Below are 16788 nucleotides of genomic sequence, written 5' to 3' on the forward strand. Positions count from 1 at the left end.
CATTGAGTCCTTTATTGCCCACCGTTACCCCTTTTTGCTCATCATAGAGACTGACAAACGCTTGCTGATGCTGCGGATTTTCAGGATTTTCCCAGACAGCTGCAGGCTGGTTGCGGCGGGTCACTACCTCGTAGATGCTGTCAGAATCGTTGGTCTTGCTGCAGTTGTGGGTCTTGACCAGCAAGCGGATACGGTGATCCTTGGCTGTGTTGGTCAATTTTGTCCGAAAGCGGATCTGCGGACTGTCCACAAAGACAGTCATCTCTGTGGTCAGGGTAATCGTCGTTTGCTCCTGAGAACGGCCGGCAGAGCGCTTCCTAAACTCAACAAGGCCCCTTTGTTCTTGATCCAGCAGGTCATCCGCACTCCTCGGAATCGTCAATTCATGTGTCAGCTGCAAGGCTGCATAGCGGGCATTGTTTTCCAGAACCTTAACTCCAGTCAATTCAGCATAGATTGGCTCTGTATTTTTGGGCTGGAAGTAAATGTACTCATTGCCGATGTCACCGCGGTCTTCAAAGCGCAAAAAATCTTCATAGGCTTCGTGGGTCGTCTTATCGTAAACCGTCAAGCCCTCATCCACGCTGACCGTCACAAAGGGGGTGTCAATGACGCCGTTGCGGTAGAGACCAGCATGCTCCTCAGCCTTTCCTTCCACCAGCTGGAAGCTTTTCCAAGAAAGCGGCGCCAAATGAATCGGCAGGGTCACGCGCACCTGTCTGGCAATATAGGCATGGCGAAAGGCATCCTTGGGCAGGCTGTATTGGAAATGGGCTCCCAAATCTTCCACCTTGGCTTCAACCGACCGTCCGGCTAGGTCCCTGACTGTCAGCTGAGGAAGCGGCCACTCCGCCATACGCCGATAGGCTTCTGTCGGATGCGCTGCCTTAAAATCACACTCCGCTGCATTCACAGCAAGGGAAACGGTGTCCACCTTGTCATGAAGCCCTGTATTGATGACCGTGAAGAGCCAGTCGCTGTCAGCCTGGCTGCTGTCAATTTTCTTTTTCCATTCATTTAAAAGGTTGTCTTTGATAAAGTGACCAACCTGACCGACCTTGGCAAAGCGGGTCTCCATCTCTCTATGGACTTCGTCCACGCTGCAGCCGCAGATGCTGTCGTGCGGAGCATTTTGCAGCAGGGTCTTCCAAGCATAGGTCAGCTGGTCCTTGTGATGGCGGCCGCCCGTCATCAGAGTCAGGGGTTCGACCACCTGCTCCAGCAAATTGCTCTGTTCCTGAAAGGCCTGCTTGAGGTAAATACGGGAAGAAGCGGTATTGGCCAGAGTGTACCAGCCGTCTGTTTCCTGACTGGTCAGCTCGCCCTGAACGGTTGACAGCTGCTCAGGCAGGGCTGCTTCGACAGCCTGCACATAATCGTCAAAAGAACTGTGTACAAAAGTGATATCAGGGTAGAGCTCATTGGCTGTCCGAATCGCTTCGCTAAGATTGCGCTGTACGGGCTGGTGGTCACAGCCATTCATCATCAGCCACTGATTGGTCGAAGCATAGCTCTTGACATCCGCTAGCTTTTGCTTCCAGAAAATCCGTGCCTCTTCCCGATCGACTGGGATTTCATTGCCGTTGCTGTACCAGTTGGCAAAGAGAATGCCCAAGACGCGGCTGCCGTCTGCTCCCTGCCAGTACATTTCTGAATATTGGGAGCTAAACTGCTCATCTTCTAAGACTTGATTGTCAAAACCAATCGGCTTGACCCCGCGGCCAAAAGCGGCCACATGAATACCGGACTTTTGCAGTATTTGCGGCGCCTGTCCCATATTGCCAAAGGTATCCGGAAAATAGCCGATCTTTGTGGACTGACCCCATTTTTTGCATTCCTGCTGACCGATTAAGCTATTGCGGACATTGGCCTCACTGGAAATCAGATAATCATCCTGCAGAATATAGAAAGGCCCGATTTTCAGCTTCCCCTCATCGATATAATGCTGAAGCTTGTCCCGATTTTCTGGACAGATTTCCAGATAATCATCCAAAACAATGGTCTGCCCGTCTAAGTGAAAGCTCTTAAACTCAGGGTCATTTTCAAATAAATCAAAGAGGCTGTCAAAAAGCTCTACCAGCTGCATCCGGTGGGACTCAAAAGGCAGATACCATTCGCGGTCCCAGTGGCTGTGAGAAATGATATGTAGGGTGATATGTTCCATTTTAAACCTCAATTTTCAAATCATAGTAGTCCAAGACCAATTCACAAAACATCATATTGGCCCAAGAAAACCACTCGCGGGAATACTTGGCCGGATCATCTACATGGAAACTTTCGTGCATGACACCAGTGCCGCCGTCGCAGGCCACGAGCAGGTCCAAGATCCGTTTTTTCTCTTCCTTATCCTTGGTGGTCAAGCCTTGGATGGAGAGGGCAATCGGCCAGATATAGCGATAGAAGGTATGGGAACTTCCCAGACCGGCTGCGTATTTTCCCTCATAATAGTAAGGATTTTCCGGACTGAGAATGGTCCGGCGGGTATTTTGATAGATTTCATCGTCAATATCGCAGAAGCCCAGATAGGGTGCTGCCAAAAGGCTGGGAACATTGGGATCATCCATGATGCTGGCATGGCCCAAACCGTCTACCTCAAAGGCATAAATCGTCTCCCCCTTGCTGTTCTTGGTATAGGCGAAGGTTTCAATGCCGTCTTGAATCTCCTGCTGCAGGCGCCGCGCCTGAGGCAGGAGCTCCTCTGCTCCCTCCAGATGCAGGATCTCAAAAATCTCTGCCACATAGCCCAAAACGACCGAGGCAAACATATTGGACGGCACCAAATAGCTGTAGATGCAGGCGTCATCGCTGGGACGAAAACCGGACCAAGTCATACCGGTTACTGCGAAATCTGGACCAAAACCATCATTGACTAACGTATCTTCCTTGCGGTCCGTCTCACGGACAAAGCGATAGGGCGAGTTGGCATGGTTTTGCTCCACTTGCCAAAGGTGCAGGATTTCCCTGACACCAGCTATAAAAGTCCTATCCAGATGACTGGTCTCCCCTGTCTCTTTCCAGAGGAGATAGGCCAGCTGCAAGGGATAGCAAAGCGAGTCCACCTCATACTTGCGCTCCCAAATCCAGCCGGACAGCTCGGTATGGTCCGTCTCATGATGTCCTTTCCAATTTTCCTCCATATTAAAAGCATTGGCATAAGGATCCTTGAGAATCAGAGCCATTTGACGCTTGACCAGGCCCGCTATCGTTTTGCGGATTTGCTCATCTTGCTTTGCGACAAAGAGATAGGGCTTGAACTGCGCGGTCGAATCCCGCAGCCACATAGCCGGAATATCCCCTGTCAGCACAAAGGTCGAACCATCCTCCAAAACCTTAGCCGTATGGTCCAAAGTATCGGTAAAGCAGCGTTTAAAGACTGCTACCCAGTCTGGGTGATTTTTAGCCAGATCAGCGATAGAATCCAGCCATTCCCTAACAATTTCTTTTGAATAAGTCATCTTCTACTTCCTTTTCCGCTCGTTTATCCTTCCCGAAAATCATCCGCAAACCAGACAGGAGAACTTCTTCCCAGCACAGCTGTGAGTATAAGGGCGGCACTGACCTTGCTTGATGAGATGTTCAATGAGCGTGCTATTATCTTCTATCCTCTAGTATAGGCCAAACCCTTTTCAAAATATATACACAAACTAAAGGCCTTTCGGTAATATCTTTTTTGCCCTGAACATCCCGACATTTTTCATGCTGTCATCAAGGAAGAAAGCAGATTTTATACCGAGCGAACACTAGGAGGGAAGCTATTTAAAGCACTGCTTTGACTGCCTCGCCCCCCAGCAAAAGCAAGCTTGCACTCAGGTGTTTCAAAAGGAAAAGCTGAACAAATAGGATAAAAGCATGAAGAACCGAAAACTTCATGCTTTTTGTTTATTCATCAGCTGTATTCCTTACGATAATGTTCGTTCTGCTCTGGCGGCCATCCGGTCTGCTGGCGCAAAGATAAAAGTCCAAACTCCTCTCTCCCGAAAAGGCCAGACTGGCTATTTCCACTTCCTTGAACGCTTCACCCGCAGCAAAATGCAGGTCAAAAACCTGATCCTGATAAGCCACACCGTGTACACCCGTTCCCGGCTCGGTGACAAGCCGGATGGATTCCGGTATGGTCAGTCCATCTTGTCTCTGCAGGCGGACCTGTACCGACTGACCGCTGGCAACATGGTAAGTAGGACGTTCAAAAAGCAAAGCTGCCGAACAGCTTCTTTTCTCCATGGACTGAGGCGCCTTGTAAACCGACCACTTGGTCAAGATGGGGGGTGCCTGAACATCGGTCAAAACCAAGCGCAGGCGTCTGGCCCGCACAGCCTCTCCTAAAAGCAAGCGTTTATAGCCAATCGTCTTCCCAGCCGCAAAGGCAGCCCAGCCCCGCTCCTTTTCCACCTCTAGGTAAAAGGAGGCAACCCGCTGCCCCTGAGCCATATCCTCTCTCAGCTCAACCGTATCAAACAAACAGTCTTGCCCCAAATCCAGCTCAAGGGTAAAAGGCTGCTGATCTGAGGCAGGCATCCAAAAAGCAGCTGGCCGGCCGTCAGTCAAATGACCAGCAGGACAGTCCGGGTGCTCACTGTTGGCCCAAACCTCAGCACCCAAGGCCAAATCGGCCGCATACAGCGCTGTGACAGCCTCATGAAACTCCTGCAGACGCTCGACATCGGCCGCAGCCAGAAGTCCCTCCTCTGTCGGAGGGACATTGAGCAGCAGCGGCGTCCCCCGCCCGACCGAGTGCAGGTAAATATCCAGCAGATCTGCCAAGCTTTTCGGCCTCTGACTGGCATGATAAAACCAGCCCGACCGAATGGAGACATCCGCCTCTCCCAGAGAATAGACCGTGCCATCTGGATCACCGTGATTCAGATAAGCAGGTGCCGTATGCTCGCTGAGCTGATTGGGATTGACCTTCTGCCACAGAGGGTCGCCCGCCCGGCCGTTTTCATTGCCAATCCAGCGAATCCCTGTCGCTTCAGTCGAAAAAACCAAAGCATCCGGCTGTGCCTCCGCAATAGCTGCCAGCCAGGCCGGATAATCATAGACCAGCTTTTGCGCACCTTCTCCCCGCGCTCCGTCCATCCAGACTTCGACAAATTTTCCCTTATTGCCATAGAGAGGATTGGCCAGAATCTCCTTTAACTGCTGCAGGTAATAGTGATTGTAGGCTTCCTGCGTCTCCACATGATAGAGCGGGCTGTGCGCATCCCAGGGAGACAGATAGATCCCCAAGTCCATATCATACTTGCTGGCTGATTTCGAAACCTCTGCCAATACATCGCCTTTCCCATCCCGCCAAGGGCTGGCCGCAACGGTATGGTCGGTCCAGCGGGAAGGGTAGAGGACAAAGCCGTCATGGTGCTTGACAACCACAATCACCCGCTTAAAGCCCGTCTCTTTCAGCACCCGGATCCATTGATCCGTATCAAGAGCCGATGGGTTGAAACGCTGCGGGTCTTCCTGACCATTGCCCCACTCCTGATCATAAAAGGTATTGATCCCAAAGTGGACAAAGGCTGCCAATTCATCCTCATGATAACGCAGCTGGGCTTTGGATGGCAGAGGACCAAAGCCCGCCATTTCGCTGTTTGCTTTCATTTCTTCTCCATTTATATAAGATACAGGGGTATGATGGCGGGACAGACTCCCCTGATGGCTGCAGCATTGCCTGCAAAGCGGTCTGGCTTTTGGAAAACAGCCTAGCAGACTGCAACTGTGAAAACGAAGAAAAGCGAGAAATCAGCAGGGCATATAGCTCATGCTCAGACGGCTCGGCTTCTGTTTTCAGCTTTTTGGCCTGACTTCGGTCTGCCATAGGCGGTATTCCTGCAGCAAGCTGCCATTTTCTGCTCGAATGAGGAGGCGGATTGGCTCATCTGCCTTTACAGCCGGAATCACTGTCGAGCTGGCTCCCTGCGTCAGCTTTAGTTTTATCTGGGAAGGCAGAACGGTCTCTCCCAGCACAATATCCTGCTGGTCCTCCCTGAGCTGCAGCTCCTGCCCTTTGATGAAAATCCTCGCATCTGCTGTGGCAAAAGCCGGGGCTTTTCTGGCAAAAACCTGCAGTTCTGCCAAAGCTGGAGCTTGGGTCAAGCCTGAGAAAAGCACGCGCAGCGCATAGGTTTGCACTTTGTCAAAATGCAGTGCCAAGATACTGCCTGCTGCTGGCGGCTCGGCAATAGACAGATGGGCCACCGATTTCCAATGCTGACTGTCCGAAAGAGCCGTTTCTTCTTTTGCTAGATTATCCGCATCTTGCGGCAATTGAGGCTCCTTGCCGACATAGTACTCCACCCTGATATTTTCCAGCAAACTGCAAGGACTCATTTGGTGGAAATGCAGGAACAGATTATCTGCAAAACGCTCACTGAGCATTCCGGCATCGCCAAACAGTACACCTGCATAGGCTTGATCCGCCCCGGCTGCACTGGTCCAATAACGAGAAGATTTCCCGCTCACAGCAAGCTGCCGGTCATTGAGGTAAGCTGCGCCGTGCTGCTTTTGAGAGCCTGATGCAAAGGCCAGCGGCAGAGGGGAACCCGTCCATTGGTCCGAGATGATTTCTGACAGCTGGCCCCTTTCTGCTACCCGCACCTGCAGCTCCGCCTGCAGCCTGCAGCCTGACACGCTGCCTTTCAGCAGAAAGGAACCCGGCTGCGCATACTGCTGCGGAGAAATCTTTTCCCAGTCAACCGCGGCGGTATCGGTCTTGCCGTTGGACAGAAAAACAGAAACCCTCTCCGGCAAGTCCGGTGCTTCATTCACCAGCGTGACCGCACTGCCATTTTCCACCGCCACAATCCCCTCTACGACGACTAGGGCAGCAGCTGTCAGGCTGAGCCCGCTCACTCTGCCAGTGACTGTCACTTCCTGATATCGGCTGAGATTTTCCTCTGAAACAGTCTCCCAGCTAACGGGATAGGTCTTTGGAAATCCTCCTTCCATCTCTACCACAACCTTTTCAGGCAGTACAGGCTGCTGCTGCAACTGCGTATAAACTCGAATCGGACGCACAGCCACAGCCCTGGTTAGCTTCCGCCTAGACTGAATCATCCGCTGCAACTCCGTCTGCAAATGGCCATAAGAAGCTCGGAGAGTGACTTTTCCGGCCTGACGCAGTTGACAGCGGTCTTCCTTGATTGTCAGCCAGCCCTCGCCGCTGATCTCCCACTCCAAGGCCTGAGCAGAAATTCTCTGCTTCCTGCCGTCTGGGTAGCAGACAAAGCACTCCAGCTGAAGCGTTTCATCTTCCAACCACTCATCAGACCCAAAGCTGAGCTCAAGAGACTCTGCCGGCTGCTGACAGACCGCTGTCCCCTCTCCGGTAAAAATGGTCACCGAATCGGCCTCCAAGCCTTGACTGGAAGCATGAAGGGTAAAGGAGCCGTCCTCTTCTGTGCTCTCTATGATTGCCATGCCCTGACCATTGAATGCCCGCCGCCGCCATGTCCCGTCAGCCTGCGCCTTGTAGCGCTCGCGGCTGGCCTGGCGGCCATTATCAAGCCCGACCATCCGCCCTTGTCCGCTCAAGCTGAAGTGCACTTGATGATTGGCGGTCGGCACCAGATTGCCATCGCTGTCCTCAATCTGATAGCGGATATAGGCCACTTCTCGGCCGTCAGCCCGAATGCGGTCTTCTTCCCTGAGCAGATGCAGCCGGGCAGCCTTACCCGCTGTTTGCAGGCAATCGCGTGCAATTTCCTCTCCCACCTGATTATAAGCTACTGCCAGCAGCTCACCCGGCACATAGGGCAGCAGCCATTCCAGATAGAGCTCTGCGGCACGGCTTCCCTCTTGGTAGGGACGGCCGTCAACCGTTTTTTTCTGACAAAATGCCTTTCTGCCCTGCGACAGACCGTTCAGATAGAGTTCGACACTGGCAGCATTGGAATAAACCCGCACAGGAATGCGGCCGCTGCTGTCCATCACCTGCCGGCGCAGACCGGCTTTTTCCCAATTCCAGTGCGGCAGGAGATGGACCATGGGACAGTCATCCTGGGTCCGCCACTGACTCTGGTAAAAGTAATAATCATTCTTAGGGATACCGGCTGTATCCACCAAACCAAAATAGGAACTGTTAACCGGCGTTTCATTCTGATTGTGCCAGGGCGTAGGCTCTCCGATGTAGTCGCAGCCTGTCCAGACAAACTGCCCCGCATAGTCAGCACGGTCCCGATCAAACAGCCAGGCACTGCTCGCTGTCCTGCCCCAGGCAACACGGTCATTGCCATAATCCGACTGCTCAAAATTTCTCAGCCCTTTATTGTGGCCAATCCATTCCCTGTGCGGCCGGAAATAGCTCCCCCTCGTTCTGGTGGCAGAGGAAGTTTCCGAACCATAGAGCAGCCAGTCCGGATGGCGCCGCCGCAGCTGATTGACATTCTCCTCGGCATAATTCAGGCCGACAGCATCCAGCTCTGCTGCGATCCGCTCATGTCCGCCGCTGCCATCGCCAAAGCGGAAAGCGTCGATTCCCATGGTGACATAACGGGTCGGATCAACGCTTTTAACGACCTGCACCAAGCGCTTCACCGTAGCGAGCGAATGGGCATCTCCTTTCGCTTCACTGATTTCATTTCCAATAGACCACATAAAGATGGCTGGATTATTTTTCCCCCGCTCCACCAGCATTCGCAGGTCATAGTCAGACCAAGTATCGCCTGCTTTTGCTTCAGGATGAAGCGCCTTTTCTTCAAAAAAGCGGCCATAGTCATAAGTCTTTTTACCGCCGTACCATGTATCGAAAGCCTCCTCCTGCACTAGCAGGCCCAGCTCAGCAGCCAGCTTCAGTGTCTGCGGACTGGCCGGATTATGAGCAGTCCGGATGGCATTGGCTCCCATTTCCTTCATCTGTTTCAGCCGGCGGTATTCCGCCTTTTCATTTTCCGCTGCTCCCAAAGCCCCGTGGTCATGATGCAGGCAGACACCGTGCAGCTTTAGATACTGCCCATTTAAGAAAAATCCCTGAGACGGACTCCAAGACAGATAGCGGTAGCCAAAGCTATCGCTGCGTTCATCAACCAAAGTATTCCCCTGATAAACTCTGGTAATCAGCTGGTACAAGGCCGGTTCTTCACTGCGCACATCCCATAGTGCCGGCTGAAAAACCGGCAGGTCCTGCCTAAAAACTATGTCCATCTGCGGAAGCAGCAGCTGGGTACTGCTGTCTGTCCAGTCGGCTGCCACCTGGCCTTGCCTGTCTATGATTTGCTGCCTCAGATAGACTGGAGCATCCTGCAGGGAAGCGTTGGTCACTCTTGTCTCCACCACCGTATCTACCCAGCCGTCCTGCTCCATTTCCAGCTCCGGAAAGGCAATAGCCACCCCATCCAGACAGACATGGACCTGCTCCTGCACCAAGAGGTGAACATCACGGTAAATGCCGCTTCCTGAGTACCAGCGGCTGCTGGGCTGCTGATTGACAACATGGACTGCTAAGATATTTTCTGACCCGTCATTGCGGAGATAGCGGGTAATATCATAGGAAAAAGGCGTATAGCCGCTGGGATAGCGGCCGACCAGCTGCCCATTGACAAAGACCTGCGAGTCCATGTAAACACCATCAAAGCAAAGGCGGACAGCTTTCTTTGATACATCATCTTCCAAAAAGAAAGCCGTTCGGTACCAAGCAGACCCGCCGTTCAGCTGGCCGCCTTCATTCTGTGCCGGTGACTGAGCATCGAAATCATAATAAATACTCCAATCATGAGGCAGTTTGACCGATTCCCAGTCCTCTGGACAAATCTCCTCTGCCAGAGCCTGATCTTTGGTCACCTGCTGACTGAACAGCCAATGCTTCCGCAGCGTTTGCTGACCTCGTAGTTCTTTCATATGCTGCTCCTTTTATTTTCACGGTATCACTATAACAAAAAAAGAAGGCGTCTTCAACGCCTTCCGCATCACTTCCTAAAAAGCGACGATTTATTCTATAATTTGTGGAAAAAATGGCAGACAGAAGGTTGTTAAAGCCTGCAGGCAAAACTGATGGGGCTTATTTTACTACAATATTCACAAGCTTGTTGGGCACCGCTATCACCTTGACCACTTCCTTGCCGGCAATTTCTTCCTTGATTTTTTCGTCAGCTAGGGCGATTTCCTGCAGTTCCTGAGGAGACAGGTCCTTGGCCACGACCAGCTTGGCCCGAACCTTGCCCTTGATTTGGACTACGATTTCCACTTCGGCCTCAACCAGCTTGCTCTCATCGTAAGTCGGCCAAGCCACATAGGAGATGGACTCTCCGGTCTGGGCAATCTGCTGCCAGAGTTCCTCAGCCAGATGGGGCGCAAATGGTGCCAGCAGCTGGATAAAGCCCTTAGCATAGCCGATGTAGAGCTGGTCTTCCTTGTTGGCCGCATTGACAAAGATCATGAGCTGGGCCAGAGCAGTATTGAACTTGAGCTCCTCAATCTGCTCGGTCACAGACTTGACAGTTTCGTGATAGACCTTGTCCAGCTTGCCGTCATTTTCAGCGGTTAGCTCTTTTCTGGTCAGCAGGCGGTAAACCCGATCCAGAAATTTGCGGCTGCCTTCCAGTCCCTCTTCGCTCCAAGCGATAGAGGCATCCAGCGGCCCCATAAACATCTCATAAACCCGCAGGGTATCCGCCCCATACTGGTCCACCACATCATCCGGATTGACCACATTTTTCAGAGACTTGGACATCTTAGCCGGTGCCTGCTCCAGCTCTTCACCGGTTTCCATGCTGAAGAAAGAGCCGTCGCGTTTTTCCACCTTATCGGTCGCAACCAGAGCACCGCGGCTGTCACGGTAGCTGGTTCCCAAAATCATGCCTTGGTTAAAGAGCTTTTGGAAAGGCTCCTTGGTCGGCACCACTCCGAGATCATAGAGAAATTTATGCCAGAAGCGGGCATAAAGCAAGTGGAGCACTGCATGCTCTGCTCCGCCGATATAGATGTCCACCGGCAGCCAGGCCTTGAGCAGGTCCTCATCCGCCAACTTCTCACTGTTGTGAGGGTCGATATAACGCAGGTAATACCAGCTGGAGCCAGCCCACTGGGGCATGGTATTGGTCTCGCGGCGGCCCTTGACACCGTCTTCGCGAGTCACTTCCAGCCAGTCAGTCAGATTGGCCAGCGGACTTTCGCCAGTCCCTGAAGGACGGATGTCCTTGGTCACCGGCAGCACCAGCGGCAGCTCGCTTTCAGACAGAGCCGTAGAGGTCCCATCCTCCCAGTGCACAATCGGAATCGGCTCGCCCCAGTAGCGCTGACGGCTGAAAAGCCAGTCCCGCAGGCGGTAGGTGATTTTTTCCTGACCGACACCCTGTTCTTCCAGCCAAGCAATTATCTTGGCAATGGCCTCTTCCTTGTTCAGCCCGTTGAGGAAGCTTGAGTTGACATGGAGTCCGTCCTCAGTATAGGCTGCTGCCTCCACATTGCCGCCCTCCAGCACTTCGACGATGGGCAGGCCAAACTGCTTGGCAAACTCCCAGTCGCGCTCATCATGGGCAGGCACGGCCATGATGGCCCCCGTACCGTAGCTGGCCAGTACATAGTCCGCAATCCAGATAGGAATTTCCTGGCCGTTGACCGGATTGATGGCATAAGCCCCTGTCCAGACACCGGTCTTCTCCTTGGCCAGGTCCGTTCGGGCCAGATCGGACTTGAGCGAAGCCTGACGTTTGTAGGCTGCAACGGCTGCTGCCTGCTCAGGGCTGGTAATGGCATCTACCAGAGCATGCTCGGGCGCCAGCACAGCATAAGTCGCGCCAAAAAGGGTATCCGGGCGGGTGGTAAAGACCGTAAAGTCCTTGTCTGTCCCCTGAATCTTGAAGGTCACATTGGCCCCGCTTGACTTGCCAATCCAGTTGCGCTGCATGTCCTTGATAGACTCCGGCCAGTCCAGCTCTTCCAGATCATTGAGCAGACGCTCAGCATAGGCCGTAATCTTCAGCATCCACTGGCGCATGGGCTTGCGGACGACCGGATAGCCGCCGCGCTCCGAAGTGCCGTCTGGCAGCACTTCCTCATTGGCAATGGCGGTCCCCAGCTCTTCGACCCAGTTGACCGGTACCTCAGCCTCATAGGCCAGGCCTTTTTCATAGAGCTTGGTGAAAATCCACTGGGTCCACTTGTAGTAGTTGGGATCCGTAGTATTGATCTCCCGGTCCCAGTCATAAGAAAAGCCCAGCGCATTGATCTGCCGCTTGAAATTGGCAATATTTTCCGCTGTAAAATCAGCCGGATCATTGCCCGTATCCATGGCATACTGCTCAGCCGGCAGGCCAAAAGCATCCCAGCCCATCGGGTGGAGGACATTGTAGCCGCGGGCACGCTTGAAACGGCTGAGAATATCCGTCGCCGTATAGCCTTCCGGATGCCCTACGTGAAGTCCCGCACCAGATGGATAAGGAAACATATCCAGCGCATAAAAGCTGGGCTTATCCGCATCCGTCCCCGTCTTAAAGGTGTGGTGGTCAGCCCAGTATTTCTGCCACTTTGGTTCAATTTCTTTGTGATTGTAATAAGCCATCGTTCTCTCCATTTTTCGTACTGCTCCTATTATACCATTTTCAGGGGAAATTAAAATAGCTGATTGCGGCAATATTTCTTAAAGAATAGACCAATCGTTCAAAAAAGCATTGACCTTTTCCAAGATTTTAAGACTTCCTTTTAAGTCCCGCCTATACCATACTATGTATAGTCTTTTTCTTTGCTTTTAGCAGTGAGGCGGTGGGACAGACTCCCATGATGGCTGCGCCCTCACCCACAGAGGGAGCTATCTTTTGGAAGATACCGTATAAAACCAAAAGCCCTCAGGCTTTCCTTTTGCAATGAACCGACGGAGTCGTTTGCTTGTGGGCTGACCGCTTAAGGGCAACGGAGCCATCATCCGGTTTCCGAACAAGTCTCTGTTTACAGCCTCTTTATTGGACCTTTTTTCCCAAAAGGTCTATAATGAACCCGGAGGAAACAATCATGGATTTACAAACTATTTTCATTTATGCATTCATTTTTATTTTCATTGGTACAGAAATGTGGATAAAAAATAAAACTAAATCCAATAATGTAAGCGACTCTGCGGACAGAGGGAGCCGTTACATCATTATTGGCAGCGTTATCTGCTGTTTACTATTAATGAATGGGCAGCTTCTGCCCTCTGCACCTCACTTGCCAAGCTTCACAGTCTATCTTGGACTTCTCCTATCCCTGGCTGGTTTTGCATTGCGCCTCTATGCTGTCAGCTACCTCGGAAAAAACTTTACACTCGCTGTTCAGACAACCGATCAGCAGCAGTTAGTGGACCACGGCCCTTATGCTGTTGTGAGAAATCCTGCCTATACCGGCAGCATCTTGTCCGTCCTTGGCTTATCAATCGTTTCGCTGAATCCTTTGACAATCATTCTCTGCCTCATCCTTCTCGTGGTGGGTTACAGCATTCGGCTAAAAGTAGAGGAAAAAGCCCTGCTCAATCACTTTGGAAACACCTACGAGATCTATTGCAAAAAGGTTAAATACCGAATTTTTCCTTTCATTTGGTGATTTCATAAAAACAAGCCGCTCTCAGTCCTATACAGCTGAAAGGCGGCTTGTTTTCTTGTTTATTCTCCAAACAGTTTGAGTTTGTTTTCGATTTCCTGATAGACGGGGCTGTCCTGCAGGCCGACTGCCAGAGCATTGTCCCGGCAGTATTGGAGCAGGAAAGTATAGTATTTGTAGTAAAAGGACAGGTCATAGCCCAGCTTGCCGAGGATAGCCAGCTGCTCCTCAAAGCCGGCGATGAGGTCTTGAAACCAGCGCTCATTCCAAGTAAGGGAGATGCTGCCGGGACGCAGGCGGTAGTAATAGAGCGGCTCGTTCAGATAGATAATCTTTTCAGCCTGCAGATAGAGTTTGTAAGTGGTAAAGGCATCTTCTGCCACCCGGCCGACCGGATAGCGTACTGCATCAAAGAGATCACGTTTGTACAATTTGCCCCAGGCAGAGAGAAAGACCCCGTCCATCATGCGTCGTCTCGGATACTCCTCTATCATCTCCTCCCGCTTATAGAGCTGTTCAAAATGCTCGGTCGAGTAATAGAGAAAGGTCGCATCCTCAGGCCGAAAGCTGCAGTGGTGGCCAATGGCTATATCGGCATCATACTCTTTCAGCTTTTCATAAAGCCGGGCCACATGCTGCTCCGGCAGCCAATCATCTGAGTCCACGAAAATCACATAGGCACCGCCAGCTGCTTCCAGTCCAGTATTGCGGGCGCCGGACAGTCCCTGATTTTCCTGGTCCATCACTGTAATCCGGCTGTCCTGAGCTGCCAAGTCCCGGCAAATCTGCCCTGATGCGTCTGTTGAACCGTCATTGACCAGAATTATTTCCAAATTCTGATAAGTCTGATTGCGGACACTGTTGACACACTCGGCTAGATACTGCTCGACATTGTAAACAGGGATAAGGACACTGATTAATTCCTGAGACATGGTAACTCCTCTTTTTTTCTCGTCTTTTTATTATACATGATTTTTGAGCTTTGTCAGCTGTTTTTGGAAAATATGTTTCAAACTTCGGCTGTTCATTTTTAGACAAAGAACTGAATTTTGTTTAAAAGACAGATTTCTTCAGCAGTCCCCTCCTTAAACTTCCTTTTTTATGCTATACTCAATCTAGAGATTTTTAGGGGGATGCTGCAATGCCGGGCTCGATGTTTGTTGGATTGGTGATGATTTTTATCCTTGTCTTTGGGATAAGCTATAGAATACTGGCAAAAAAGGAAGAGGCAGACCAGCCTGAGACGTCAAATCAAGAGCCAGACTATTTCCAGCAGACTCAGACTGCTCCTTGGGAGCTCAAGCACAACAGGGGAAAGCAGGGAGAATACCAGCTCGGTCAGGCCCTAAGCCAGCTGAGCGGCTATAAGAAAATCCTGTTTAATCTCTATGTCTTTAAGGAAAATGGTACGACTACTGAGATTGACGCCCTGCTCATCCATCCATCAGGAATATATATTTTTGAGTCCAAAAACTACAGGGGCTGGATTTTCGGATCGGAGCACCAGCAATATTGGACGCAGGTTCTGGCGACTGGCCGCGGCCGATCGCACAAGCAGTCTTTTTTCAACCCCATCATTCAAAATAAAATCCATCTCAAATGGCTCAGTTATTATCTGAACGAATATGCGCCAGACCTCTATTCCTACATTGTTTTCAGCAATGACTGCGAGCTGAAGGAAATCCATCTAAAGAGCGACCGGCATAAGGTTATTCAGACTTGGCAGGCACTGGGAGCGATTGAACAGCAGGCCGGCCAGACGGGAGCAAAGCTGGCTGCTGAGCAGATTGACGACCTTTACCGTATGCTGCTGCCTCTGACCAAGCGCAATCAAGTTGTCAAAGAGCGCCATATCAAAGCCATTGCTCAGAATCGGCAGAAGATAGAAACCGAAAACATCTGCCCCCGCTGCCAGAGCAGGCTGGTGCTGCGGACAGCGGCCAAGGGTGCTAGAGCCGGCCAGCAATTCTGGGGCTGCTCCAGCTTCCCAAGATGCCGCTTCACCCAGCAATGGGAAGGGCCTGCTTCCAGCCCAATCGCTGAGGCCGGCCCTCAAGCAACTGATGTTGGACAGCCTGTCCTGCAAGAACAGGGCAAAATAGAAAGCAACAGCTGAAATCTGCTGTTGCTTTTTTTTACAGGTCATTCTTTTCTCCAATAGCCCAAGAGCTAGGAATTTTTCTTCCAGCCAAGGAAGGCTGCGCTCAGTCCCAAGAGGAAGAAGCCAGCTAGATGGCTCCACAGACTGCTTTGGCTGCCAGTCTTGGGCAGTTGCTTGGAGGAGACTGACGGAGCAACTGCCCGCCGGGACACGCTTGCTGGAGTCACTGTCTCTGCGCCTGTCTTATAGGTCAGCTTTTCTGCCTGCACTCCGTTTGCAGCTGAAGCTGGCTGCTGGGCCTGCGATTGCGGGGCATGCGATTGTGGGGCTTGCTCCATGTCTGCCAGCGGTACCGTACTGTTCATAAACACTTCCTGTGAAATGGCGCGCTCTTCAATGGCATCCTGAACACCGGTGATACTGACAAAGTAATAGCGGGCCCAGTCCCTGCTCAAACGCTGAATACCGGCCAGACCAGCTCCCGGATACCAGAAAGGTTTGACAGCCCCTGGGTCAGTAAATTTCCAGTCGCCGCCAACCTGAATGCCCAGTTTGGCATCCGGATCCGATTTATCCGAAATGCGGGCCTCAACGGACACCAGAACTGCCCGAATAGTTTGTGGATTGGGAATGTTCAGCGCTTGGTCTGAGCCCCAATGGGCCACCCGGTCCTGCTTAGGCAGAACCTGAATGGCTGTTCCGCCGCTCGGCAAGACCTCCTTCTGGGCTTCTCCAGCATCGGAGCCCATATTCCCCTTAAACTGGTTCACCCACTGGACTGCCTGAGGATGGTTGACGATATTTTCCCAGACAGTAGAGTCATTGCGGAGGACAAAGGCCTGCATATTGCGGACATCAACCCAGGCATTGGCTGCTGTATTATCAGACATCTCTAGGGCAACTCCCCATGGGTCAAATTCGTCCATCCACTTGCCCCGCTCCTTGTCAAAGATAGCACGGGCCTCCTTATCGGCTTCTTCGTCTGTTTTGCTTTTATCGGAAGTATCTTTATAGGCCAGATAATACCAGTCGGCTGCTGGGTCATAGGTCGGACGGCCGCCCAGCACGACAGCACCTCCGTTAAACTGGCCGGGGCCGCCATTGGGGCCGCGCTTTTGGCGCTCGCCGTCTTCTATGACGACATTGTCTTCTGACCAGACCCAGACATCGCCTTGGTTGGCCCCCATTTGGGC

General features: G+C 52.0%; 9 protein-coding genes. 2 read left to right on the forward strand and 7 right to left on the reverse strand.

The genetic code is table 11. The annotated features are described in order from the left end of the window. From STRDD11_RS07005 to leuS, 5 genes are all read right to left on the reverse strand, one after another. A partial coding sequence (locus STRDD11_RS07005) for an alpha-mannosidase (protein ID WP_241209352.1) occupies nucleotides 1-2164 on the reverse strand: 2164 nt, incomplete at its 3' end. A 1-nt stretch (nucleotide 2165) separates the two neighbouring features. After that, nucleotides 2166-3455 (reverse strand): glycoside hydrolase family 125 protein, encoded by a 1290-nt coding sequence (locus tag STRDD11_RS07010; protein WP_128836705.1) that lies wholly within the window; start codon nucleotides 3453-3455, stop codon nucleotides 2166-2168. 424 nt (nucleotides 3456-3879) lie between these two features. Beyond that, the gene (locus tag STRDD11_RS07015) at nucleotides 3880-5592 is read right to left on the reverse strand and encodes an alpha-L-fucosidase (protein WP_128836706.1); all 1713 of its coding nucleotides are present in this window, start codon (nucleotides 5590-5592) and stop codon (nucleotides 3880-3882) included. Between the two features lie 186 nt (nucleotides 5593-5778). Then, nucleotides 5779-9825 carry a glycoside hydrolase family 2 TIM barrel-domain containing protein gene (locus STRDD11_RS07020; protein WP_128836707.1) on the reverse strand — a complete coding sequence of 1349 codons (4047 nt, stop codon included), beginning with the start codon at nucleotides 9823-9825 and terminating at the stop codon, nucleotides 5779-5781. A 160-nt stretch (nucleotides 9826-9985) separates the two neighbouring features. Continuing rightward, nucleotides 9986-12487 carry a leucine--tRNA ligase gene (gene leuS / locus STRDD11_RS07025; protein ID WP_128836708.1) on the reverse strand — a complete coding sequence of 834 codons (2502 nt, stop codon included), beginning with the start codon at nucleotides 12485-12487 and terminating at the stop codon, nucleotides 9986-9988. A gap of 446 nt (nucleotides 12488-12933) precedes the next feature. On the opposite strand from leuS, the gene STRDD11_RS07030 reads away from it, so the two are divergent. Beyond that, complete coding sequence (locus tag STRDD11_RS07030; protein WP_128836709.1) at nucleotides 12934-13497, forward strand: methyltransferase family protein; 564 nt, start codon at nucleotides 12934-12936, stop codon at nucleotides 13495-13497. A gap of 59 nt (nucleotides 13498-13556) precedes the next feature. On the opposite strand, the gene STRDD11_RS07035 is transcribed toward STRDD11_RS07030, so the two are convergent. Then, nucleotides 13557-14426 (reverse strand): glycosyltransferase family 2 protein, encoded by an 870-nt coding sequence (locus tag STRDD11_RS07035; protein ID WP_128836710.1) that lies wholly within the window; start codon nucleotides 14424-14426, stop codon nucleotides 13557-13559. A 209-nt stretch (nucleotides 14427-14635) separates the two neighbouring features. On the opposite strand from STRDD11_RS07035, the gene STRDD11_RS07040 reads away from it, so the two are divergent. Continuing rightward, nucleotides 14636-15610, forward strand: coding sequence for a nuclease-related domain-containing protein (locus STRDD11_RS07040; RefSeq protein WP_128836711.1), 975 nt, complete (start codon nucleotides 14636-14638; stop codon nucleotides 15608-15610). 53 nt (nucleotides 15611-15663) lie between these two features. On the opposite strand, the gene STRDD11_RS07045 is transcribed toward STRDD11_RS07040, so the two are convergent. Continuing rightward, a partial coding sequence (locus STRDD11_RS07045; RefSeq protein WP_241209353.1) for an LPXTG cell wall anchor domain-containing protein occupies nucleotides 15664-16788 on the reverse strand: 1125 nt, incomplete at its 5' end.

Origin of the sequence: Streptococcus sp. DD11, assembly GCF_001578865.1 — a bacterium.
Lineage (GTDB): Bacteria > Bacillota > Bacilli > Lactobacillales > Streptococcaceae > Streptococcus > Streptococcus panodentis.